23 protein-coding genes are annotated in these 20693 nt (G+C 74.0%); 6 read left to right on the plus strand and 17 right to left on the minus strand.

The window, feature by feature from the left end; genetic code table 11:
- Nucleotides 1-6: 6 nt before the first annotated feature.
- From ABZU46_RS24085 to ABZU46_RS24095, 3 genes are all read right to left on the minus strand, one after another.
- The gene (locus ABZU46_RS24085; protein WP_354861251.1) at nucleotides 7-345 is read right to left on the minus strand and encodes a hypothetical protein; all 339 of its coding nucleotides are present in this window, start codon (nucleotides 343-345) and stop codon (nucleotides 7-9) included.
- 230 nt (nucleotides 346-575) lie between these two features.
- Nucleotides 576-1763, minus strand: a complete 1188-nt coding sequence (gene dinB, locus ABZU46_RS24090; RefSeq protein ID WP_354861252.1) for a DNA polymerase IV — start codon at nucleotides 1761-1763, stop codon at nucleotides 576-578.
- Nucleotides 1764-1820: 57 nt separating this feature from the next.
- The gene (locus ABZU46_RS24095; RefSeq protein ID WP_354861289.1) at nucleotides 1821-2258 is read right to left on the minus strand and encodes a VOC family protein; all 438 of its coding nucleotides are present in this window, start codon (nucleotides 2256-2258) and stop codon (nucleotides 1821-1823) included.
- A gap of 94 nt (nucleotides 2259-2352) precedes the next feature.
- On the opposite strand from ABZU46_RS24095, the gene ABZU46_RS24100 reads away from it, so the two are divergent.
- Nucleotides 2353-3327, plus strand: a complete 975-nt coding sequence (locus tag ABZU46_RS24100; protein ID WP_354861253.1) for a YafY family protein — start codon at nucleotides 2353-2355, stop codon at nucleotides 3325-3327.
- Here the strand turns inward: ABZU46_RS24100 and ABZU46_RS24105 are convergent.
- The 4 genes from ABZU46_RS24105 to ABZU46_RS24120 all read right to left on the minus strand — a co-directional run bounded on the left by ABZU46_RS24105 (nucleotide 3222) and on the right by ABZU46_RS24120 (nucleotide 7708).
- On the minus strand, nucleotides 3222-3803 hold the full coding sequence (locus ABZU46_RS24105) for a GNAT family N-acetyltransferase (RefSeq protein ID WP_354861256.1): 582 nt from the start codon (nucleotides 3801-3803) through the stop codon (nucleotides 3222-3224). The two genes, ABZU46_RS24100 and ABZU46_RS24105, sit on opposite strands and share 106 nt — an antisense overlap.
- On the minus strand, nucleotides 3800-4411 hold the full coding sequence (locus ABZU46_RS24110; RefSeq protein ID WP_354861259.1) for an N-acetyltransferase: 612 nt from the start codon (nucleotides 4409-4411) through the stop codon (nucleotides 3800-3802). The genes ABZU46_RS24105 and ABZU46_RS24110 overlap by 4 nt, the downstream gene beginning before the upstream one ends.
- 445 nt (nucleotides 4412-4856) lie before the next feature.
- Nucleotides 4857-6431: an FMN-binding glutamate synthase family protein gene (locus tag ABZU46_RS24115; RefSeq protein ID WP_354861261.1), complete on the minus strand. Its 1575-nt coding sequence runs from the start codon at nucleotides 6429-6431 to the stop codon at nucleotides 4857-4859.
- Nucleotides 6432-6577: 146 nt separating this feature from the next.
- Nucleotides 6578-7708 carry an N-acetylmuramoyl-L-alanine amidase gene (locus ABZU46_RS24120; protein ID WP_354861263.1) on the minus strand — a complete coding sequence of 377 codons (1131 nt, stop codon included), beginning with the start codon at nucleotides 7706-7708 and terminating at the stop codon, nucleotides 6578-6580.
- Between the two features lie 189 nt (nucleotides 7709-7897).
- Here ABZU46_RS24120 and ABZU46_RS24125 point away from each other — a divergent pair, with 189 nt between their 5' ends.
- Both ABZU46_RS24125 and ABZU46_RS24130 read left to right on the plus strand, forming a co-directional pair.
- Nucleotides 7898-8974, plus strand: a complete 1077-nt coding sequence (locus ABZU46_RS24125) for a hypothetical protein (protein ID WP_354861264.1) — start codon at nucleotides 7898-7900, stop codon at nucleotides 8972-8974.
- A 209-nt stretch (nucleotides 8975-9183) separates the two neighbouring features.
- Complete coding sequence (locus ABZU46_RS24130) at nucleotides 9184-10503, plus strand: MFS transporter (RefSeq protein WP_354861267.1); 1320 nt, start codon at nucleotides 9184-9186, stop codon at nucleotides 10501-10503.
- 36 nt (nucleotides 10504-10539) lie between these two features.
- On the opposite strand, the gene ABZU46_RS24135 is transcribed toward ABZU46_RS24130, so the two are convergent.
- Both ABZU46_RS24135 and ABZU46_RS24140 read right to left on the minus strand, forming a co-directional pair.
- Nucleotides 10540-10959 (minus strand): YchJ family protein, encoded by a 420-nt coding sequence (locus tag ABZU46_RS24135; RefSeq protein ID WP_354861269.1) that lies wholly within the window; start codon nucleotides 10957-10959, stop codon nucleotides 10540-10542.
- A 44-nt stretch (nucleotides 10960-11003) separates the two neighbouring features.
- Entirely contained in the window at nucleotides 11004-11774 is a 771-nt protein-coding gene (locus tag ABZU46_RS24140) for an SGNH/GDSL hydrolase family protein (protein WP_354861290.1), read from the minus strand.
- Nucleotides 11775-11863: 89 nt separating this feature from the next.
- Here ABZU46_RS24140 and ABZU46_RS24145 point away from each other — a divergent pair, with 89 nt between their 5' ends.
- Nucleotides 11864-12574 (plus strand): MBL fold metallo-hydrolase, encoded by a 711-nt coding sequence (locus ABZU46_RS24145; protein ID WP_354861271.1) that lies wholly within the window; start codon nucleotides 11864-11866, stop codon nucleotides 12572-12574.
- A gap of 51 nt (nucleotides 12575-12625) precedes the next feature.
- On the opposite strand, the gene ABZU46_RS24150 is transcribed toward ABZU46_RS24145, so the two are convergent.
- The 4 genes from ABZU46_RS24150 to ABZU46_RS24165 form a co-directional block, all read right to left on the minus strand.
- Nucleotides 12626-13732, minus strand: coding sequence for a magnesium and cobalt transport protein CorA (locus ABZU46_RS24150; protein ID WP_354861273.1), 1107 nt, complete (start codon nucleotides 13730-13732; stop codon nucleotides 12626-12628).
- A gap of 105 nt (nucleotides 13733-13837) precedes the next feature.
- Nucleotides 13838-14449 (minus strand): class F sortase, encoded by a 612-nt coding sequence (locus ABZU46_RS24155; RefSeq protein WP_354861275.1) that lies wholly within the window; start codon nucleotides 14447-14449, stop codon nucleotides 13838-13840.
- An 87-nt stretch (nucleotides 14450-14536) separates the two neighbouring features.
- Complete coding sequence (locus tag ABZU46_RS24160; RefSeq protein ID WP_354861277.1) at nucleotides 14537-15031, minus strand: hypothetical protein; 495 nt, start codon at nucleotides 15029-15031, stop codon at nucleotides 14537-14539.
- A gap of 307 nt (nucleotides 15032-15338) precedes the next feature.
- Entirely contained in the window at nucleotides 15339-16175 is an 837-nt protein-coding gene (locus ABZU46_RS24165) for a metalloregulator ArsR/SmtB family transcription factor (RefSeq protein ID WP_354861278.1), read from the minus strand.
- Between the two features lie 135 nt (nucleotides 16176-16310).
- Here ABZU46_RS24165 and ABZU46_RS24170 point away from each other — a divergent pair, with 135 nt between their 5' ends.
- Entirely contained in the window at nucleotides 16311-17564 is a 1254-nt protein-coding gene (locus tag ABZU46_RS24170) for a lycopene cyclase family protein (RefSeq protein ID WP_354861280.1), read from the plus strand.
- Between the two features lie 10 nt (nucleotides 17565-17574).
- Here the strand turns inward: ABZU46_RS24170 and ABZU46_RS24175 are convergent, their stop codons facing one another.
- Nucleotides 17575-18684 carry a serine hydrolase domain-containing protein gene (locus ABZU46_RS24175; protein ID WP_354861282.1) on the minus strand — a complete coding sequence of 370 codons (1110 nt, stop codon included), beginning with the start codon at nucleotides 18682-18684 and terminating at the stop codon, nucleotides 17575-17577.
- Nucleotides 18685-18759: 75 nt separating this feature from the next.
- A complete protein-coding gene (locus tag ABZU46_RS24180; protein WP_354861283.1) occupies nucleotides 18760-19488 on the minus strand; it encodes a tyrosine-protein phosphatase in 729 nt (242 codons plus the stop codon).
- A gap of 83 nt (nucleotides 19489-19571) precedes the next feature.
- On the opposite strand from ABZU46_RS24180, the gene rnhA reads away from it, so the two are divergent.
- On the plus strand, nucleotides 19572-20045 hold the full coding sequence (gene rnhA / locus ABZU46_RS24185; RefSeq protein WP_007459445.1) for a ribonuclease HI: 474 nt from the start codon (nucleotides 19572-19574) through the stop codon (nucleotides 20043-20045).
- A 161-nt stretch (nucleotides 20046-20206) separates the two neighbouring features.
- Here rnhA and ABZU46_RS24190 read toward each other — a convergent pair whose 3' ends face one another.
- Nucleotides 20207-20461 (minus strand): preprotein translocase YidC, encoded by a 255-nt coding sequence (locus ABZU46_RS24190; protein ID WP_354861285.1) that lies wholly within the window; start codon nucleotides 20459-20461, stop codon nucleotides 20207-20209.
- Between the two features lie 39 nt (nucleotides 20462-20500).
- Nucleotides 20501-20693: hypothetical protein (locus ABZU46_RS24195; protein WP_354861287.1), on the minus strand; the 193-nt coding region annotated here is incomplete at its 5' end.

Genomic DNA, 20693 nt, shown 5'->3' on the forward strand with positions numbered 1-20693 from the left:
TGGGCGTCAGGCGGCCGAGGCGGTCGCCGTCGACAGCGACCCGGTCGCACGGGTCTGCCGCGGAGCCGAGGCCCGCTCCGGGGACCGGCCGGCCGACGCGGCGGCGTCGGGTCGCTGCGGGGCGGCTGTGGGCGGTGTGTCGTCCGCCCGACGGGCCAGCCGGAGCGACTGTTCAGCGGTGCTGCGCGCCGCACACGGCCAGGGTTGGCCGGCGCAGAGCAGGTTGCGGCACGCGCCCTCTCCGTCCGACTCGTGTGCGGCCAGCACGTCGAGCGCGAGCTGCCAGAGCAGCGGATCGGTCACGTCGCGCGGACGCTCGGCACGCCGGCTCGCACGGTTGCTCATGTCGTCGGACATGGTGGTCCCCCCTGTCAGGCTGATTCCGCGAAACGTCTCCACTCGCACCGCCGGCAAAACCCCCACCTGCTGTGATCTGCGTGGCAGCGCCGATGCGACCGGTGGGCGAGGCCGCCCCGCCGCGCGACCCCGGCCGCATCGGATATGTCGGCCGTCATCTGAGCAACACCGCGACCTCGCGGTCCTGACGACATCCGGGCGGGCAGTGCGTCGTCCCGTCAGTCCGGCAACAGCGGCATCTCGACGCCCGGGTCCCGGCCCAGCAGCACCGCCCGGGTGAGCGCCGAGGAGCCGAACCGGTCGCGGACCGCGTCCACCGCGGCGTCCAGGTCGGCCCCGGTGTCGGCCTGGAACGGCAGTTCCGGCTGCACCGGGTTGTCGTCGAGGTTGCCCACTGAGACGCCGACCAGGGTGACGCCCCGCCTGTCGATCTCCGGTAGCGCGGCTCGCAGCAACGCCCGCGCGGCGGCGAGCAGCGGCACGGTGTCCGCGGTCGCCTTGCGGACGGTGTGCGAGCGGGTGGCCCGGGTGTAGTCGCCGAAGCGCAGCCGCAGCACCACCGTGCGCCCGGACCGCCCGGCCGCCCGCATCCGCCGGGTGACCCGGTCGACCAGGCCCGCCAGGATGGCGTCCAGCTCCGCCGGGGCATGCGGGGTACGTCCCAACGCGTGCTGCGCGCCCATCGAGCCCCGGCGGCGGCCGACCTGCACCGACCGGGGGTCGCGGTTGTGGGCCAGGGCGTGCAGGTGCCGGCCGGCGCCCGCTCCGAGCAGGGACACCAGCGCGGCCTCGCCGAGCCGGGCCACCTCCCCGACGGTACGGATCCGGCGCTCCCGCAGCTTGGCCGCGGTGACCGGGCCGACGCCCCACAGCCGCTCCACCGGCAGCGGGTGCAGGAACTCCACCTCGGCGTCGGGGGCGACGACAAGCAGCCCGTCCGGTTTCGCCACCCCGCTGGCCACCTTGGCCAGGAACTTCGTCCGGGCCACGCCCACCGTGATCGGCAGGCGGACCCGGTCGCGGACCTCCCGGCGCAGCCGCTCGGCGATGTCGGCCGGTGCGCCGACCAGCCGCCGCAGGCCGCCCACGTCGAGGAACGCCTCGTCGATGGAGAGCCCCTCGACCAGCGGCGTGGTCTGCCGGAAGATCTCGAACACGGCCCGGCTGGCCTGCGTGTACGCCGCCATCCGGGGCGGCACCACGATGGCGTCCGGGCACAGCCTGCGCGCCTGTTGGCCACCCATCGCGCTGCGGACGCCCCGCGCCTTCGCCTCGTAGCTGGCGGCGAGCACCACACCACCGCCGACGATCACCGGCCGCCCCCGCAGGCGCGGGTCGTCGCGCTGCTCGACGGACGCGTAGAAGGCGTCCAGGTCGGCGTGCAGGATGTGGGCGCCGGTCGACACGTACACATGTTCGCACGACGCCCGACCATCGCGGCAGTGAGCTGGGCGAACGCCCGATCAGTCGAGGCAGAACTCGTTGCCCTCGGGGTCGGCGAGCACGAGGTGACCGGCGCCGAGCGGGGGAGCGGGCTCGTGCCGTGCGAGGCGGGTGGCGCCGCGGGCGACGAGCCGTTCGGCCTCCGCCTCCAGGGCCGCCATCCGGTCGTCACCCGTGAGCCCGGGGGCGGCCCGCACGTCGATGTGCACGCGATTCTTGGCCTGCTTGCCCTCCGGCACGCGCTGGAAGAACAGGCGCGGCCCCGCACCCTTGGGGTCGACCACCGCGGACGCGTCGTTGCGGCGCTCCGGCGGCACACCCATCGCGTCCAGTGCGGCGTCCCACGAGTCGAAGTCCCCGGGCGGCCCCTGCAACTCGTAGTCGAGGGCCTCGGCCCAGAACGCCGCCAGGCTGGCCGGGTCGGCGGCGTCGAACGTTATCTGCACCTCGCGGGCCATGACAGCTCCCTCTTTCCTGGTCTGGCTGGTCATGCCGCCACCCTCTCGTGCCTGGCGGACAGGATCGTTCCGCTATTCGTGCAACGATCGGCGGGTGACGGTGGAGGCGACGACGGAGCGGGTGCTGCGGATGCTGGCCCTGTTGCAGCGGCGGTCGTCGTGGACGGCCACCGAACTCGCCGCCGAGCTGGGTGTCACCGACCGCTGTGTGCGCCGTGACGTGCAACGGCTGCGCGCACTCGGATATCCCGTCCAGGCGTCGGTTGGCGTTGGCGGCGGCTACCGGCTCGGCGCGGGCACCCGGCTGCCGCCGCTGCTTCTCGACGACGAAGAGGCGATCGCTACGGCGGTTTCCCTGCGACTGGCGTCGGGAGGCACGGTCGCCGGGGCAGCCGAGGCGGCCCTGCGGGCACTCACGAAACTCGACCAGGTGATGCCGGCGCGGCTGCGCGCCGAGGTGCGAGCGGTGCACGGCTGGACGGAGACGCTCATCGGCCCGGTGGTCGAGATCGACGCGGAGCTGCTGGTGACACTCGCCCGTGCCTGTCGTGACGCGGTGCGGGTGCGGTTCCACTACGCCGGCCGCGACAGCGGTGAGCGGGAGCGGACGGTCGAGCCGGTCCGGATGGTCACCACCGGCCGTCGCTGGTATCTGATGGCCTGGGACGTCGATCGCGACGACTGGCGTACGTTCCGCCTGGACCGGATGCGGGCCACGGTGGCGACGACCTGGCGCTTCCCGGCGCGTGACCATCCGGATCCGATCGCCTTCGTGCAGCGGTCGGTGACCGACGCGTCCTACCGGTATCTCGCCCGGGTGCGGGTGCACGCCCCGCCCGAGCGCGTGCGCGAGGCGGTCCCACCACAGGTGGGGCGCGTCGAGGCCGGTCGCGACGGCTGGTGCGTGCTCGTCGTCGGCGGCGACAGCCTGGACGGGCTCGCCGCGCACATCGCCCGCCTGCGCTACGAGGTGGAGGTGGTGGAGCCCGCCGAGCTGCGCGAGGCCGCCGCCCTGCTCGCCCGCCGGCTCGCGGCGATGGCCGGGTCGGCGTCGGAGCGCACGGTGTAACGCCGCAGCGACACCGGGCTGCCGTCCGGGGCGGTCCACGATGCCGTGCTGCTGCCCGTGTACCGCCATCCGGTGCGCTCGTACAGGGCGACGGCCGCGGCGCCGTCGGCGACCACCTCGAGCACCAGACGCACCCCGCGCGCGTCCGCCCAGTGCCGTGCCCGGGCCAGCAGAGTGCTGCCCAGCGCCAGCCCGCGGGCGGCCGGCGCCACGAAGAGCCGAGCCACCTCGGCCGTCGGATCGGCGCGCGGCTCGTCCGCCGGGTCGGGCAGGCGGTGCACCGCGACGTGTCCGACGATCGTTCCAGCGGGGTCGACGGCGACCCAGGCGCGCGCCGGGTGCGGCTCGCGCAGCCAGCGGTGCGGGTCGGCCGGCCAGTTCAGCGGATAGCGGTCCACCCGGTGGACGTCGGCGAGCGCCGCGACGCAGCCGTCGAGGTCGGCGGCACGCCGGCGGCGGACGCGCGGTGGGTTCACAGGTCGTCGAAGGGGCGGGCGTAGCGGAACTCGCCCCGGATCGACTCGCGCCACGCGTTGAGCGGCCGGGCCATGAAGTACCGCGCACCCCACGGCTGTGGCGGGGTGACGCCCAACTCGACGGCGGGCCGGAACCCGAAGCGCGGGTAGTACTCGGGATGCCCGAGCAGCACCACGAGGGGTTCGTCGCGGGCGTCGGCCGCGCCGAGCACCGCGTGCATCAACGCCGTGCCGACACCGCGACGCTGCCACGCGGGAAGCACGCCGAGCGGCCCCAGGCCCAACGCCACCGGCTCACCGCCCACCCGGCCGCGGGTGGCCACCACGTGCCCCACCACCTGGCCGTCCGAATCGGTCGCCACCAGGGAGTACGCGGGCAGCCAGCCCTCGTCGGCCCGCAGCGCGTCGACAAGCGTCGCCTCGACCGGCGTCGCCTCGACTTGCGGTGTGTCCACTTGCGGTGCGTCGACTGGCGTCGCCTCGACTTGCGGTGTGTCGACCGGCGTCGCCTCGACCGGCGCGGCGTCGTCCGTGGTCTTGGCGAAGGCGGCGGCGTGCACCGCGCGGATGGCGTCGACGTCGGCGGGGGTCTCGCGTCTGATCAGCACCGCGCCACGATACGGGTGTCGCCGGCAGCAGCTCCACGCGTTTACCGGTCGGCGATCGCCGATGACGAATGCCCCGGCCCGTCGATCCGCATGCTGCCCAACGCGACCGTCGTGCCGGGCGACGCGACATCGACCCCGTTCCGCCGCGCTCCGGAGGCGCCGCGCGTGACCTGCGCGGCCCCGCTCCGCCGCGCTCCGGAGGCGACGCGCGTGACCTGCGCGGCCCCGCTCCGCCGCGCTCCGGAGGCGACGCGCGCGATCTGCGCGACCCCGCTCCGCCGCGCTCCGGAGGCGCCGCGCGCGACCCGCGCGGTCCGGCAGCGCGACCGGTGGGCATGATGCGGCAGAGCCATATACCTGTGAGTCATAAATATGACCCATAGGTATACCGCTCGTCGGAGTCATGGCCGCCCCGAGCGGTGGGCCGCGTCTGATTCCGCCGCCCTCAGCCGACGGCGGTCGCCGACGGAGGGGCGCTGCCGCCCCGGGGCGACTCCGGGGCCATCAGCCGGATGATCTCCTTCTGGTCGGCCGGCGAGGGCAGGCCCCAGTGCGGTCGGTAGCCGTACACCTCGTGCAGTGGGGTGGAGCCGGTGCGGCCGTCCAGGATCTCCACGGCGTCCGTGCCGATCAGGCCGGGGTGTTCGACGCCGCACGCCTCGGCGACCTTGGTCAGGTCCCGGCGCAGCGTCCGCAGGTAGTTGGCCGCCCGGACGGACTTGAGCGTCGGGTCGAGGCCCCGGGCCAGCCAGGCGTTCTGCGTCGCCACCCCGGTGGGGCAGGTGTCGGTGTGGCACTTCTGCGCCTGGATGCAGCCGATCGACAGCATCGCCTCCCGACCCACGTTGACCATGTCGCAGCCGAGCGCGAACGCCACGATGGCGTTGTCCGGCAGGCCGAGCTTGCCGCTGCCGACGAACACCACCTGCTCGTGCAGGTCGTGTTCGGCGAAGACCTTGTAGACCCGGGAGAAGCCCTGCTGAAACGGGAGCGACACCGAGTCGGTGAAGATCAGCGGCGCGGCGCCGGTGCCGCCCTCGCCGCCGTCGACCGTGATGAAGTCGACGCCCCGGCCCGTGTCCCGCATCAGGCTGGCCAGCTCCTGCCAGAAGCTGAGGTCGCCGACCGCCGACTTGATGCCGACCGGCAGGCCCGTCTCGGCGGCCAGCAGCTCCACCCAGTCGAGCAGGCTGTCACAGTCGGAGAACTCGGCGTGCCGCGACGGGCTCACGCAGTCCTGCCCGGCCGGGATGCCCCGGGTGGCGGCGATCTCGCCGGACACCTTCGCCCCGGGCAGCAGCCCGCCGAGGCTCGGTTTGGCGCCCTGGCTCAGCTTGATCTCCAAGGCCCGGACGGGGGCGCTGGCGACCAGGTCCTTGAGCCGGTCGAGACTGAACCGGCCGTGCTCGTCGCGGCAGCCGAAGTACGCCGTGCCGAGCTGGAAGACCAGCTCACCACCGTTGCGGTGGTACGGCGACAGGCCACCCTCGCCGGTGTTCTGCAGGCACCCGGCGAGCGCGGCCCCCTTGTTCAGGGCGGTGATGGCGTTGCCGGAGAGCGAGCCGAAGCTCATCCCGGAGATGTTGACCACCGACTCCGGTCGGAACGCGCGTGCCCGATCCCGCGCCGCGCCCAGCACCTTCGCGCACGGCAGCCGTACGTCGTGGCCGGCCGTCGGGGACGACGGCGGCACGGCCCGGCCGAACGTGCGGTGCTTGATGATCGGGTAGCCGGGCGTGTGCTCGATGTCGTTGTCCGTGCCGAAGCCGAAGTAGTTGTTCTCCTGCTTCGCCGACGCGTACACCCAGCGACGCTGGTCTCTGGTGAACGGGCGTTCCTCGTCGTTGCCGGCCACGATGTACTGCCGAAGCTCCGGCCCGATGGCCTCCAGCAGGTACCGGGCGCGGCCGAGCACCGGGAAGTTGCGCAGCAGCGCGTGGTCGCGCTGGATCAGATCCCGCGCGGCGAGTGCCGCGACGGCGGCGGCGACGGCGGGTACGGCTCGACGGGCCCATGTCATGCTCGGCAACCTTTCCGCCCGCGCCGCCGGCCAAACCGACGCGCCGGCGACATTGCGCTGCTCAGGCCCCGGGTGCGTACTGCTGACCAGCGTCCGCCCGCGGCGGAGGCGGCACGGGATCACCCCGCGCCGCCTCCGGCGGAGGGTCAGTGGTGCGTGAACGACTGGCGGACCGTGCCGCCGACGATCGCGCACCACGTGCTCGTGCTGAGCTTGCCGTTGCGGGGCAGCCCGTGCAGCGCCTGCAGGTCCTGCACGGCCCCGCGGGTGGCGTGGTCGTACGCGCCGGTGACGGTGACCGCGTACCCCTTGGTCGCGAGGATCTCCTGGACGGCCGTGACCGGCGCGCCGGCGGCGTGCTGGTCGAGCTCGGGCGCCAGGGTCTCCCAGGTCGGCGTGGTGAGCGTGGCGTCCACGTCCACGGCGATGCCGTTGCGGGCCTGCCAGTCCTGCACGGCGGCCACGGTCGCGGCGTCGAACGTGCCGCTGACCGTCACGGCGTAGCCCCGGTAGGCCAGCAGGTGCTGCACCACCCGGACCGACGGCGAGTTGACGAACCGCCACAGATCCGGCCAGCGGCGGGCCGGCACGTCACCCAGCTTGGTGCCGAGGGCCGCGTGGACCCGCCGCCGCAGCTGCGGGAACTGCCGGTAGAACGCCGCGCCCGGGCAGTCGGTGGTGCGGAAGTCCCAGTGGCCGAAGATGTCGAAAGCGTGCAGCCCGTACTGCCGGCAGATGGCCACGCAGAGCTTGACCAGCGAGTCGGTCAGCGCCTCCGGCGGGGTCTCGGTGACGTACGTGCCCTCGTTCTCGATGCCGATGGCCCGGCCGTTCTCGCCCGGGCAGTGCGCCGAGATCATCTGACGGTCGCCCGCTTCGAGGCGTTCCAGGCTGCCCCGGCGGCCCTCCAGCACGTAGCCGCCGCGGCTCACCGTGAAGTGCTGGCCGGTGTCCGACCAGCCGTTGCCGTCGATGTGCAGGTCCTGGCAGTCGTGGGCCAGCTTGACCGCCTGCTCGCGGGAGTAGTCGGTGACGTTCGGGAATGCCATGTGATGCACGATGATCTTGTTGGTGGGGATGGCGCTGACCGACAGCGGGTCCTTCGGCGGGCGGGCGGCCCACTCGTCGCAGCTGATGATCCAGTCCAGGTCGGTGCCGGGAGCGGCCTGCGCCGCGCCCGAAAAGGCGAGTTCGCTTCCGACGACGGCGACCGTGGCCGCGCCGAGACCGGCCCGCAGCAGCGTTCGGCGGTCCACTTCGGAATGGTCGACGTGCATGACATCTCCTCCTGCGGCCGACGGCGGGGGGATGAAAAGTAGCTCCAGTGGCCGCACGTACTCCGGAGAATATTGCCAAGACTCGTCCGCGCGCTAGACCCTCCGAGCGGGAGCGGCGTTTCCCCGTCCGCTGGTGGGGGTAGGTCGGTGGCCTACCATCCCGGCTGCTCCGCATGGAGGAACGACCCTATGAGTGACAACGTCAGCGACGCGGTGGGCGACGCCCTTCGCTCGGTGATGCTCTTCCTGCCCAAGGCCGTCGCCTTCCTGGCGATCCTGGTGGCCGGTTGGCTGATCGCCAAGGCCGTACTGAAGATCGTGGAGAAGGTCCTCGAACGCGTGGGCTTCGACCGCGCCGTCGAGCGCGGCGGCATCCGCCGGGCCCTGAACCGCTCCCGGTACGACGCCAGCGACATCGTCGCGAAGCTCGTCTACTACGCGGTGCTGCTGCTCACCCTGCAACTCGCCTTCGGCATCTGGGGGCCCAACCCGATCTCCGACCTGATCACGGCCGTGGTCGCGTGGTTGCCCCGCGCCTTCGTCGCGATCGTCATCGTCGTGGTCGCCGCCGCCATCGCCAACGCCGTCAAGGACATCATCAGCGGCGCGCTCGGCGGGCTGTCGTACGGTCGGGTGCTGGCCGGTATCGCCTCGGTGTTCATCCTCGGCCTGGGCGTCATCGCGGCGCTGAACCAGATCGGCGTGGCCACCGCGGTCACCACCCCGGTGCTGATCGCGGTGCTGGCCACTGTGGGCGGCATCCTCGTCGTCGGGGTCGGTGGCGGCCTCATCCGTCCGATGCAGAGTCGCTGGGAGGCGTGGCTGACCCGCGCCGAGCAGGAGTCGCAGCTGATCGCCACGCACGCCCGTGCCTACCGGGCCGGTCGCCGCGACGCCGAGGCCGAACTGGCCCGCTCGACGGCCGCCCGCGCCGACGCGGACGCCACCCCGGTGACGACCCGGCCGTCCGACCCGGAGGCCACGCAGGTGGTGACCCGTCCCGCCGAGGCGGACGCGACGCAGGTGACGACCCGGCCGTCCGACCCGGAGGCCACCCAGGTGGTGACCCGTCCCGCCGACAGCGTCGACGACACCACGCAGGTGGTGGCCCGTTCGACCGACCCGGACACCACGCAGGTGGTGGATCCCCACCGTGACGCCGACACGACCCAGGTGATCAGCGGCGGGGTTCCGGGCCAGCGCAGCAGCAGCGACGACAGCGAGACCACGACGGTCATCCCGCCGGTGGATCCCCACCGGCGTTGAACCTCGGCGCGACGGCGGGGCGGGATCCACGCGGATCCCGCCCCGCTCCCGTCGGGCCGGCACGCCGAAAGCGCTGGCCGGCACCCTGACGCCGGTCTACCATCGCCGACATGACCTGGCGACATTGATCCAACGCCGTAGGCCGCACCCGTGGACCGCCACGGGCACCGCACGTCCGGTGTCCGTCTCCACTCCCACGGGAAGGCCCCATGACCCACCTCGCCTCGCGCGTGCCCGACCCGGCGGTCCGCCGGCTGTCGGTGACCCTCTACGGGTACGCGTTCCTCAGTGACCTCGTCCTGCTCTACCCGCTGTACGTGGTGCTCTTCGCCGACACCGGCCTGTCGGTGGGGCAGATCTCGTCGCTGTTCGTCATCTGGTCGGCCGCCGGCATCCTGTTCGAGGTGCCGTCCGGCGCGTGGGCCGACGCGGTGTCGCGCCGGCTGCTGCTGCGCCTCGCCCCGCTGGTGACCGCCGCCGGCTACGCGCTGTGGGTGCTGATCCCGTCGTACCCGGCCTTCGCGGTCGGGTTCCTGTTGTGGGGCGCCGGCGGGGCGCTGGTGTCCGGCGCCCTGGAGGCGCTGGTCTGGACCGAACTGGACCGGCTCGGCGCCGCCGGCCGGTACGCCCGGGTGCTCGGTCGGGCACGGACGGCGGGTGTGCTGGGCGTGGTGGTCACCGGGGTGCTCGCCGGCCCGGTGCTCGCCGTCGGCGGGTACCCGGCGGTCGGCGCGGCCAGCGTGCTCGCCTGCCTGCTCGCCGCCGCCGTCGCGGCCCGGTTTCCCGAGCACCGCCCGCCGCCCGGCGCGTCACCGTCACCGCCCGCGCACGACCCGCCGCCACCGGCGTACGACCCGGCGGTTGCCGTGCCGCCCGTCGCCGCGTTGCACGGCGATCAGCCGCCCGAGTCGGCGACACCGGACGACGACGGCGACCTGACCTGGTGGGACACGCTGCGGGCCGGTGTGACGCAGGTCCGCTCCCGGCCCCCCGTGCGGGCGGCCGTCCTGCTGGTCGCGGTGGTGGCCGCCGACTGGGGCGCGCTGGACGAGTACACGCCGCTGCTGGCCGTGGACACCGGCGTCGGCGCGCAGGCCGTGCCGCTGCTGCTCCTGCTGCTGTGGGCCGGCGTCACCGTCGGTGGGCTGCTCGCCCCGGCGGGGGAGCGGCTGGGCCACCGGGGTTACGCCGCGCTGCTCGGCCTGGTCGCCGTCGCGCTGGCCGGGGGCGCTCTGGTCCGGCACCCGGCGGGCTTCGTGCTGCTCGCGGTGGCGTTCGGCGCCGCGCAACTGGCCACCGTGCTGGCCGACGCGCGGTTGCAGGCCCGGATCACCGGCACCAGTCGGGCCACCGTCACCTCGCTGGCCGGGATGGCCACCGACCTGCTGATCATCGGGACGTACGCCGGTTACGGTCTCGTCGCCACGGCGGCCGGCAACGCGGTGGCGTTCGCGGCGGCGGCCGGGGCGTACCTCGTGGTGGCGCTGGCGCTGCTGGCCCGCCGGCAACACTCCGGACCGACACCGTGACGGCTGGGTCCCCGCGATGACCTCCCGGCTCAGGAGTCAGGGCTGGTCGCCGTCGAGGTAGACCCACCGGCCGTCCTCGCGGACGAACCGGCTGTGCTCGGTCAGCGTGCCCGGCCGACCCGCCTCGCGGTAGTGGGCGTGGAACGTCACCGTGCCGGTGGCGTCGAGCAGACCGCCGCGCTCGGTCTCGACGATCTCCAGCCGGGTCCACCGCTGCCCCGGGGTCAGCTCCAGTCGAGCGGGTCGGGTCGACGAGTGCCAACTGCGCAGCAGGTAGTCGGCGTCGCCGAGGGCGAAGGCGCTGAACCGGGAGCGCATCAGCGCCTCGGCCGTCGGCGCCTGGGCGGTACCGCCGTGGAGCGGGAAGCAGCAGTCGGCGTACGCCTGGCCGGAGCCGCACGGGCAGACCCGTCCGGTCGTCGCGTTCGCCCGCCGGCCACCCGTACCCCTGCCCATCCCGCCATCCTGCCGCACCGCCGGGCGCCCCGAGCGGCCGGCCGTCAGCCGTCCAGCGCCACCGGCAGGGGGACCGGCCGTTTCGCGACCCGGTCGTCCCCGGACGACCGGCCGCGCAGGTGCCGGGCCACCCAGGGCAGCAGGTGCCGGCGGGCCCAGGCCAGCTCGGCGCCGAGCACCTCGGCGCGGCGTCGCAGCGGCGCCGGCGGCAGCGGCGCCGTCCAGGAGTCGTCGAACCCGGGCAGACCGGCGGTGTACGCCAGCGCGGCGGCGATCCGCGCGTGCCCGGCGCTGTTGGCGTGCAGCCGGTCGTCGCTCCACAGCCGTGGATCGGAGGAGACCGGATGCGCTCCCAGGTCGAGCAGCGTGGCCCCGGTCTGCGCGGTGGCCGCGCGCAGGGCCTCGTTGAGTGCCAGCATCCGGCCCCGCAGCGGCCGGGCCAGCGGCATCACCGGCGCCGGGTCCGGCATGGTGAAGGTCAGGACGGTGGCGCCCTGCCCGACGAGTGCCCGCTGCATCGCCGCGACGTCCTCGGCGACCTGGTCGGCGTCGAAGGAGGGGCGCAGCACGTCGTTCATGCCGGCGACCACGGTGGCCAGGTCGGGGGCGAGATCGAGGGCCGGCTGGAGCTGCTCGGCGCGGATTCGCGCGGTGGTCCGGCCACGGATGGCCAGGTTCGCGTACTCCAGGCCGCCCTGGGCGCGCGCCACCGCCAGGGCGAACCGGTCGGCCCAGCCCCGGTAGCCGCCGGCGTCGTCCGGATCGTCGAGCCCTTCGGTGGTGCTGTCGCCGATCGCCACGTACCGCTGCCACATCACCCGGGCGAGGTTAGCCCCCGCCCGGACGGTGGCGGGCCGGTGGTCGACGGGCAGTGATGGTTGACGATTCTCCCTAGACTCGCGCCATGACGCGTTCCCCCGCGATATCGCTCGCCCCGAACGTCTGGCGGATCCCCACCGTGGGGCGTTCGGCCGTCAACTCGTACGCCTTCGTCGACGACGACGGCAGTGTCACGCTCGTCGACTGCGGGCTGGCCAAAGCGCCGGCCCGGATCGTGCGCGGGTTGGCCGCGATGGGCAAGGTGCCGGCCGACGTCACCCGGATCGTGCTGACGCACGCGCACCCGGACCACGCGGGTGGCGCGGCCGAACTGGCCCGCCGCACCGGCGCCCCGGTGGCCGCGCACGCCGACGACATCCCGTACGCCGAGGCCGGCCACAACCCGCCCGCAGACCCGGCGGTGACCGGCGGCCGGTTCTTCACCCGGGTGGCCGGCGGCCGGTTTCCCGCCGTGCGGGTGGCGCAGCCGCTCGCCGACGGCGACGTGCTCGACGTCGGCGGCGGCCTGCGGGTGGTGCACACCCCCGGGCACTCGCCCGGTCACGTGTCGCTGCTGCACGAGCCGACCCGACTGCTGATCACCGGGGACGCGCTGTTCAACGTGCTCGGCGTCCGCTGGTCACCGAAGTTGCTGTGCAGCGATTTCCGGATGACCCGGCAGACCTCCCACGTGCTCGGGGAGCTGGAGTACGACATCGCCGCGTTCACCCACGGCCCGGAGCTGACCGACCGCCCGCGGGAGCGGATCCGCGCCTTCCTGAGCCGCCCGCGCTGACCCGCCCGCGCTGACCGCTCGCGGCCGCGATGCCCACCATCGCGCCGCGGCTCAGAGCCAGCCGGAGCGGCGGAACAGGCGGTACAGGGCGAGGGCCGCCGCCGCCATCAGGGCCAGGGCCCCGGCGTAGCCGTAGCGCCACGCCAGCTCGGGCATGTGGTCGAAGTTCATGCCGTAGACGCCGGCGATGCCGGTCTGGGTGGCCGCGATGGCCGCCCACGCGGCGATCTTGCGCATGTCGTTGTTCTGCTCGACGGCGAGCTGCGCCAACCGGGACTGCACGATCGAGGTGAGCAGGTCGTCGTACGCCGCCACCCGGTCCACCGCCCGGGCCAACCGGCCGTCCACGTCCACGAACCAGCGGTGCAGGGCACGCGGCGGCCCGTCGGCGCCCGGGTCGAGCAGCGTCCGCATGGGCGTCTGCAGGGGCAGCACCGCCCGCTTGAACTCCACCACCTCCCGCTTGAGCTGGTAGATGTGCTGGATGTCGGCCGAACGGTCGCGGGCGAACACCGCCTCCTCGACCCGCTCCAGGTCCCGCTCCACGTGCCCGGCCACCTCCAGGTACGTGTCGACCATCCGGGCGCAGACCGCGTACGCCACCGCCCAGGGCCCGGCGGCCAGCAGCGCGGGGCGGCGCTCGATGTCGGCGCGGACGTCGCGCAGCGCCCCGGCGGCGCCGTGCCGCACGGTGACGGCGAACCGGTCGCCGAGCAGCACCATCACGTCGCCGGTGTCGATCACCTCGGAGGTGTCGGTCAGCTCGGCGTGCTCCACGTACCCGGCGGTGCGCAGCACCAGCAGGGTGACCGGTCCGTGCCGCTGCACGGTGGGCCGGTGCCCGTCGGCGAGCGCCTGCTCGACGGTCAGCTCGTCGAGGCCGAAGGTGCGCCCCACGGCGGCGAGCACGGCCGGCCCCGGCTCGTGCAGCCCCAGCCAGACGAAGGCGTCGCGGCCCCGGCGGGCACGGGCGTACGCGTCGGCGTAGTGCGGCCGGCCCGGCTCCCGTCGGCCGTTGACGTAGACGGCGCAGTCGACCACGGCGTCCGGATTGGATCGGCGGGGCGTGGGAGCCTCACCGCCCGGGCGGCCGAGCAGCCGCCGGGCCAGGGCGCGTACGCCTCGACCGGCCCGGTCCCGTACCGCTCGCTGATCCACGACGCGCCCCCTCCCGCGCACCGACGCGGCCACGGTGCTCGCAGGGCATGGTGCCACCGGATTCTGCCCAGCGGCGTCCGGCTCCCGACAGCGGGGGCTGTCGGCTCAGGCGGTGCGGGTGGCGAAGACGACGATGTTGTCCACGTAGTTGCCGGTCGTGTCGTCGAACCGGCCGCCGCAGGTGATCAGGCGCAGTCCGGCGGCGTCCGCCGGGCCGTAGACCAGGCCGCCGGGGAAGCGGTCCTTGGGGTACGCGTGGACGCCGTCCACTGTGAACGTGGTGACCCGCGCGTCGGCGCGGGTGACCTGGATCTCCTGGCCGGCGCGCAGTCGACCCAGGTCGAAGAAGACCGCCGGGCCGGCCGGCGAGTCGACGTGTCCCACCAGGACGGCGTTGCCGGTCTCTCCGGGGCTGACGCCGTGTTTGTACCAGCCGGCGAGGGTCGGCTTGTCCAGCGGGGGGACTTCCAGCACCCCGGCGGCGTCCACGCCGACGGCGACGATCTCCGCGCGTACACCGATGGCCGGAATCTGGACCCGGACGGGCGCGGCGCGGGGCAGCGGGGCCAGGTCCGGCGCGGGCCGGGTGTGTGTCGGCGCGTCGACCGGCGGGCGTGGGGGACGCGCCGGCTCGGCGGTGAGGCCGACGGTGATCAGCCCCAGCCCGGACACGCCGAGCAGGGCGACCACCGCCGGCAGGGTCCGTCGCCTCCACACGTGCTGACCTCCGTAGGGATCGTCGGGGTGCCCGTGCCGGTGTCACCGGCACGGGCACCCGTCCTCAGGGATGGAGCGCGTCGCCGGTCAGGCGACGGTGGACACCGGACGACGCCGGCGGAACAGGAGCACCGCGCCCGCGGCGGCGGTGCCGAGCAGGGTGCCTCCGGCGGCGAGGGCGCCCGCGTCGCGACCGTCGCGGTTGTCGCCGCCCGAGCCGGCCGGGGCGCCACCGATCGGGGTGACGGTGAACGTGGCGCTGCCCGCCGAGCTGCCGTCGCCGCAGGTCGCGGCCACCGTGTACGTGCCGAGGGTGAACCCGGCGGTGAACAGTTCGGCGCTGAGGCCGCCGCCAGCGGCGGCCGTGGTGGATCGGACGTTCTCGTCGCGGTTGGGTCCGGTGACCCGGAAGATGACGTCACCCGACTTCGGGTTGCAGGTCGTCGCGGTGAGCACGACGGTTCCTCCGACCGGCGTGGTGGCCGGTGACACGACGGTGTCGGCCAGTGCGGCGCCCGGCAGCAGGAGCGTGCCGAGGCCCACGCCGAGCGCCGCAGAGCAGAGTGCTGTTGAGACCTTCATACGCGTCTTCCCTCACTTTTCGTCCGCTGACTGCGTGGGACGTCGTTCGGGTGGCCAACTCCGTGACTAGCACCGGTGTGCCCAACACTAGGTCGGTTGGGACCCCGATCAGGTGAAAATGAGAAACCTTCGTTGCCGTCACGTGTCCACCCGAAGGCGGGGGAGAGCAGCGCTTGGACCCGGACGGCCCGAGGGGTGCCGGTGCTCCGATCGATGTCCGCTCGGGTCGGGCTGTCGCGGCTGGGCCGATGGCGAGGTATGGCCCAACCACGGCGGAAATGCCCGCCGGCCCGCTCAGCCGGCTCGCTCAGCCGGCCCGCTCGGCCGGTGCCGGTTCGGGCATCGGCTCGCCGGTCTCCAGGAGGGTCTTGAGGCTGGCCAGCAGCTCCGGCCAGCCGCCGCTGCCGTCGAGTTGACCGCTGATCGCCCGGTGCATCTCGCTGTCCGGGGAGAAGTCGTGGTGGATGACGGTCAACCGGACGGCCGAGGGCCCGTGCGGCTCGATCTCGAAGGTCACCGTCGACCGGCGCTCGCCGAGCCGAGCGGCCAGCTCCTCGGTGGACCAGCCGAAGTGCTCGGCGTGCTCGGGTTGGAAGCCGTGCCAGCTGTAGGAGAGGCGACGGTACGGCTCGGCGACCAGCACCCGCTGGCCGAGATCGCGAGGCTCGCCCTCCGGCGCGTCCTGCCACAGCACCGGTGACCCGACCTGCCAGTCGGACACCAGCGCGACCCCACCCCAGTAGCGGCGGGTGAAGGCGGGCTCCGTGAGCGCGGCCCACAGCCGCTGCGGGGTGGTGGTGACGTATGTCGTGTAGACGAAAGTGGGGCTTGCCATGGGCTGTTCCTCCAATGCTGTGCTCAGGTCGGCGAGCGCGGTCGCCCGCTGCCGGTCGTAGCGGCTCAGCCACCGGTCGGCGATGGCGTTGATCGGGGCGGCGTTGAGGAAGTGCACCTTCTCCCGGCCGCGCCGGACGGTCGTCACCAGGCCGGCTGCCTCCAGCACCGACAGGTGCTTGCTGACCGCCTGCCGGGTCGTCGGCAACCCGTCGCAGAGCTCTCGCAGGGTCTGGCCGTTGCGTGCGTTGAGCCGGTCGAGCAGCCGCCGCCGGCCGGGATCGGCCAGTGCCCGGAACGCCTCGTCCATCCGCCGCCCCCCCGAAAAGCAACCATTTGGTTGCCGATAACTTAGGCAACCGAATGGTTGCGTGTCAACCTCGCGCGAGGCCGAGTGACGGGAGCGGCGTGTGCGGCCGCCGGGGCGGTGTGGCAGCGTGGTGCGGTGACCGATTCCGCCCCGCTCGACGTCGATCTCGCGCTGCTCGGCGGCGGGGGCGCCGCCTCGCTGCTGCTCGCCGCGCTGGACCGGCACGGTGTCCGCGACCTGCGGATCGCCGTCGTCGACCCGGTGCGACGGCGCGGCCAGGACCGCACCTGGGCGTTCTGGGGCGACCCGAGCGCCGACCTCGACCCGCTGCTGAGCGCGAGCTGGCGGCAGGTCGAGGTGGCGACGCCCGCGCGGCGCCGCGTCCTCGACCTGACCCCGCTGCGGTACGCCATGCTGCGCTCCGGCCCGGTCTACGACCGGGCTGCCGAGGCCGAGCGTCGGCTGGACGCCGTCCGGATCGTCGCCCCGGCCGAGACGGTGACCGACGACGGCACCCGGGTGGTCGTCCGCACCGGCGACGGGCGTGTCGTACGGGCCGGCTGGGTGCTCGACTCCCGCCCCCGCCCACCCGCGCGAGCGGGGCGGACGACCTGGTTGCAACACTTCCGCGGCTGGTGGCTGGAGTCCGACCGCCCGGCGTTCGACCCGCGGCGGGCGGTGCTCATGGACTTCCGCACCCCGCAGCCCGCCCGGGGCGTCTCCTTCGGCTACGTGCTGCCGGTCAGCGACCGGTACGCCCTGGTCGAGTACACCGAGTTCTCACCCGGCCTGCTCACCGACGCCGGGTACGACAGGGCGCTGGCCGGCTACCGCGACCTGCTCGGGCTCGACCCGGCGGGGCTGCGGGTCCGCGAGGTGGAGAACGGGGTGATCCCGATGACCGACGCGCCGTTCTCGGCCCGGCCCTCGCCGCGCGTCGTCCGCCTCGGCACGGCCGGGGGCGCGACCCGCCCCTCCACCGGCTTCACCTTCTCCGCCATGTACCGCCAGGCCGACCAGGTGGCCCGCGCGCTCGCCGCCAACCAGCCGCCAGTGCCGAAGGCCGCGTACCCGGCCCGGCACCGCTGGATGGACGCGGTGGCGCTGCGCGCGCTGGACCGGGGCGGCGTCGGCGGTCCCGAGTTCTTCGATCGGCTCTTCGACCGCAACCCGCCCGAGCGGGTCCTGCGCTTCCTCGACGGCGTCACCACCCCCGCCGAGGAGATCGCGATCATGAACTCCACTCGACTGCTGCCGATGATCGCCGCCACGGCCGGCGACGCGGCGCACCGCGTGCGCGACCGGCTGCGGCCCGCCCGGCCCGCGCCGGCCATCCCGGCGGCCGTGGTGGGCCGGCCGCTCCGGCCCGTCGCCGACTCGGAAACCTGACCCGGGCCGGTCAGCGCCGGGCGGTCACCCGGTCGCGGATCAGCACGCGCAGGTCCTCCATCGGGTCACCGTCACCGGCCCCGAGCAGCGTCTTCGTCGCCGCGATAGTCAACCCCAGCTCCGGGTACGCGTACGCGAGGCTGCCGCCGCTGCCGGCCGCGCCGAACGAACCGTCGTCGTCCACCGCGTACCCGAGGCCCCAGGTCGCCTCCTGCCCGAACACCCACTCCGGTCCGGGCGGCCCGTCCAGCGTCGTCGCCTCCCGCAGCCGGGCCGGCGAGATCAGCCGGACACCGTCCACCTCGCCGATCAGCGCCGCGAGCATCCGTGCCGCCGCCCGCGCGGTCACGGTGCCGGTGGCCGGCACATCGGCGGCCAGGACGTCGGCGCGGCTGCCGACCTGCGCACCCGGTCGGACGCCCGCCGGGGCGACCCGGTCGAAGTTCGGCAGGTTGGCACTCGCGTAGTCGAACAGCGCCGCCATGTTGCGGTCCTCGACACGGGCCAGCCGGCCCAGCTCGGCCGCCGGAACACCGAGGTACAGCTCGTCGGCCACACCGAGTGGCCCGGCCACGTCCTCAGCGAGCACCGCCGAGACGCGCCGGCCGGTCACCCGGCGGACCACCTCACCGACCAGCCAGCCGAAGGTCCACGCGTGGTACGCCTTCACCTCGCCGGGTGGGGCGATCGGCTCCGCGTCGGCCACGACGGCGCACATCCGGTCCCAGTCGGTGAAGTCCTCCGGCGTCACGTCGGCGGGCAGGACGGGCACGCCGGCGGTGTGGGTGAGCGCGTGCCGGAGGGTGATCCGCTCCTTGCCGTGCCGGGCGAACTCCGGCCACACGTCGGCGATCCGCAGGTCGTAGTCCAGCTCGCCGCGCTCGGCCAGCACGTGTACCACGGTCGAGGTGACGGCCTTACCGGTGGACGCGCTCCAGACCGGGGTGTCCGCCCCCAGTGCCCGGCCGGTGGCCCGGTCGGCGATCCCGGCCTGCACCGTCAGGATCGGCTCGCCGTCGAGGTACGCGGCGACCTGCACCCCGGATTCCCGGCCGCTGGCGATCAGCTCGTCGATCGTCTGCCGTACGTCGGCCCGCAGGCCGTCCCAGTTCCCGTCCACGGTCGTCGACTCTGACAGAGCAGGCAGCGATCGCGCGCATGATTATCGGCCACCGGCGCGACCTGCGCGGTGCCCTCAGTCGGTGAGCAGCCGCCCCCGCAGCCGAGTGGTCAACGACTCGTTCACGTCGAGACGGTCGGTGGCGTAGCCGACCACCGACCCGTACGCGGTGGTCAGGTCGGCCAGGAAGTGCCGGATGACGGCTTCGGGGGCGCGACCGTACCCGGGCCAGCGCAGCTCACGCTCGGGGTTCAGGGCCCGCCAGTCGGCGATGAGGCGCTCGGTGGCCAGCTCGGTGCGCGCGAAGTCGGCGACGATCTGCTCCTCGTCGACGCCCAGCAGGGCCAGCAGCAGCGCGGCCAGCAGGCCGGTGCGGTCCTTGCCGGACGCGCAGTGGAAGACCAGCGGCGCTTCGGTGGCGGCGATCACCTCCAACGCCTGGCGCAGCTCGGCGACCCCGTCCTCGGCGACCTCGGCGTACCGGTCGGCGAGGTAGCGCCACGGGTCGACCGTCTCCTCGATCGTCGCCTGATCGTAGGGGCGGTGCTCGATGCTGAGGTTGTGCCAGGCCAGCCCGTCGATCTGTGGTGCTCGACCCCGTGCGGCGATCTCCCACGGATACCGCAGGTCGATCACCGTGCCGACGCCGAGGGCGTGGAACCGGTCCAGGTCGGCGCCCGCCAGCTTGCCCAGCGAGTCCGAGCGGTAGAGCAGGCGCCAGCGGACCGTACGCCCGTCGTCGGTGCGGTGACCACCGAGGTCGCGGAAGTTGTGCAGACGGTCGAACGCGACGTGCCGGTCCATCCGGCAGACCCTAGTGCCTCCGGCCCCGGCGTGGCGGCCCCCGACAGGCCAGCGCGAGGTCACCGCCCGGTAGGTTGCCTGCCATGGTGGACGCGGCGGCCGGCAGGGGCGTGCAGATCTGGACCGACGGGGCGTGCAGCGGCAACCCCGGACCGGGCGGCTGGGGCGCCCTGCTGCGCTACGGCGACCACGAGCGGGAGCTGTGCGGTGGCGAGGCGACCCCGACGACCAACAACCGGATGGAGCTGATGGCGGCCATCCAGGCCCTGGAGAGCCTGAACCGGCCCGTCACGGTCGAGCTGCACACCGACAGCACCTATGTGCGTAACGGCATCACGAGCTGGCTGGCGTCGTGGAAGCGAAACGGCTGGCGGACGGCCGCGAAGCAGCCGGTCAAGAACGCCGACCTGTGGCAGCGGCTGGAGGCGGCCTGCGAGCGGCACGAGGTCACCTGGCTGTGGGTGAAGGGGCACAACGGTCACCCGGAGAACGAGCGCGCCGACGGTCTGGCCAACAAGGGCATGACCGAGGCGCGGGCGGCGCTGGCGAGCCGCTAGGGCCTGTTTCATAAGGGCGGTCGAGCCGAGGCGGAGTCCGGGCGGCGATCCGGCAAGGCGCGGTTTCGTCCGGATACCGGTGTTGTATCCGGACGAAACCGCAACGCCGCCGGTCGTCGTCCGGGCCCGCCGCAGGCCGGCCAGTTCTTATGAAACAGGCCCTAGGTCGTCCGCTCGGTTCGGCGGGTCGCGTCGGGGTGCCCCGGCATGCTCGACCCGCCGCCGCTGCTGCCGGAGGAGCCGCCGGTCATGCCCGAGCTGTTGTCCTCGGTGACGATGTCCGGTGGCATGTCGGTGTCGGCCGGCGGCGGGACCTCGGTGTCCGCCTCGACCTGCACCAACGGCACCTGGCCGGCCTCGTCCTCGCTGTGCTGCGGGTCGCCCGGCAGCTCACCGTCGCGCTTTCGGTAGCCCACGCCGTGCCCCCCGTCGATGCCGGTCCGCGTCGGCCGTGGCTACCCGGCGTCGTCACCCACGAAACCTCGCGCGGCGGCAGCAGCCGTCTGGGTGAGCGGGACCGGCTCCGGCGCGGCGTTCGGCAGGCGCAGGGACCGCCGACGGGTGTCGGGCCGGCCGGAGCCGCCGTGCCCGCGTACCGCGCGGCTCGTCGCACCGCCGTCAGCGGCGGCGGCCCCGGCGGGTCGGGGC

Origin of the sequence: Micromonospora sp. NPDC005197, assembly GCF_040608295.1 — a bacterium.
In the GTDB taxonomy this organism is placed as follows: Bacteria; Actinomycetota; Actinomycetes; order Mycobacteriales; family Micromonosporaceae; genus Micromonospora.

Coding starts and splice junctions, on each gene's coding strand:
- rnhA (WP_007459445.1), top strand. CDS start 19,572: ATGGTGGACGCGGCGGCCGGCAGGGGCGTGCAGATCTGGACCGACGGG.
- ABZU46_RS24165 (WP_354861278.1), bottom strand. CDS start 16,175: ATGGACGAGGCGTTCCGGGCACTGGCCGATCCCGGCCGGCGGCGGCTG.
- ABZU46_RS24145 (WP_354861271.1), top strand. CDS start 11,864: ATGACGCGTTCCCCCGCGATATCGCTCGCCCCGAACGTCTGGCGGATC.
- ABZU46_RS24160 (WP_354861277.1), bottom strand. CDS start 15,031: ATGAAGGTCTCAACAGCACTCTGCTCTGCGGCGCTCGGCGTGGGCCTC.
- ABZU46_RS24120 (WP_354861263.1), bottom strand. CDS start 7,708: ATGCACGTCGACCATTCCGAAGTGGACCGCCGAACGCTGCTGCGGGCC.
- ABZU46_RS24130 (WP_354861267.1), top strand. CDS start 9,184: ATGACCCACCTCGCCTCGCGCGTGCCCGACCCGGCGGTCCGCCGGCTG.
- ABZU46_RS24115 (WP_354861261.1), bottom strand. CDS start 6,431: ATGACATGGGCCCGTCGAGCCGTACCCGCCGTCGCCGCCGCCGTCGCG.
- ABZU46_RS24135 (WP_354861269.1), bottom strand. CDS start 10,959: ATGGGCAGGGGTACGGGTGGCCGGCGGGCGAACGCGACGACCGGACGG.
- ABZU46_RS24180 (WP_354861283.1), bottom strand. CDS start 19,488: ATGGACCGGCACGTCGCGTTCGACCGTCTGCACAACTTCCGCGACCTC.
- ABZU46_RS24085 (WP_354861251.1), bottom strand. CDS start 345: ATGAGCAACCGTGCGAGCCGGCGTGCCGAGCGTCCGCGCGACGTGACC.
- ABZU46_RS24095 (WP_354861289.1), bottom strand. CDS start 2,258: ATGGCCCGCGAGGTGCAGATAACGTTCGACGCCGCCGACCCGGCCAGC.
- ABZU46_RS24140 (WP_354861290.1), bottom strand. CDS start 11,774: ATGTGGCAGCGGTACGTGGCGATCGGCGACAGCACCACCGAAGGGCTC.
- ABZU46_RS24125 (WP_354861264.1), top strand. CDS start 7,898: ATGAGTGACAACGTCAGCGACGCGGTGGGCGACGCCCTTCGCTCGGTG.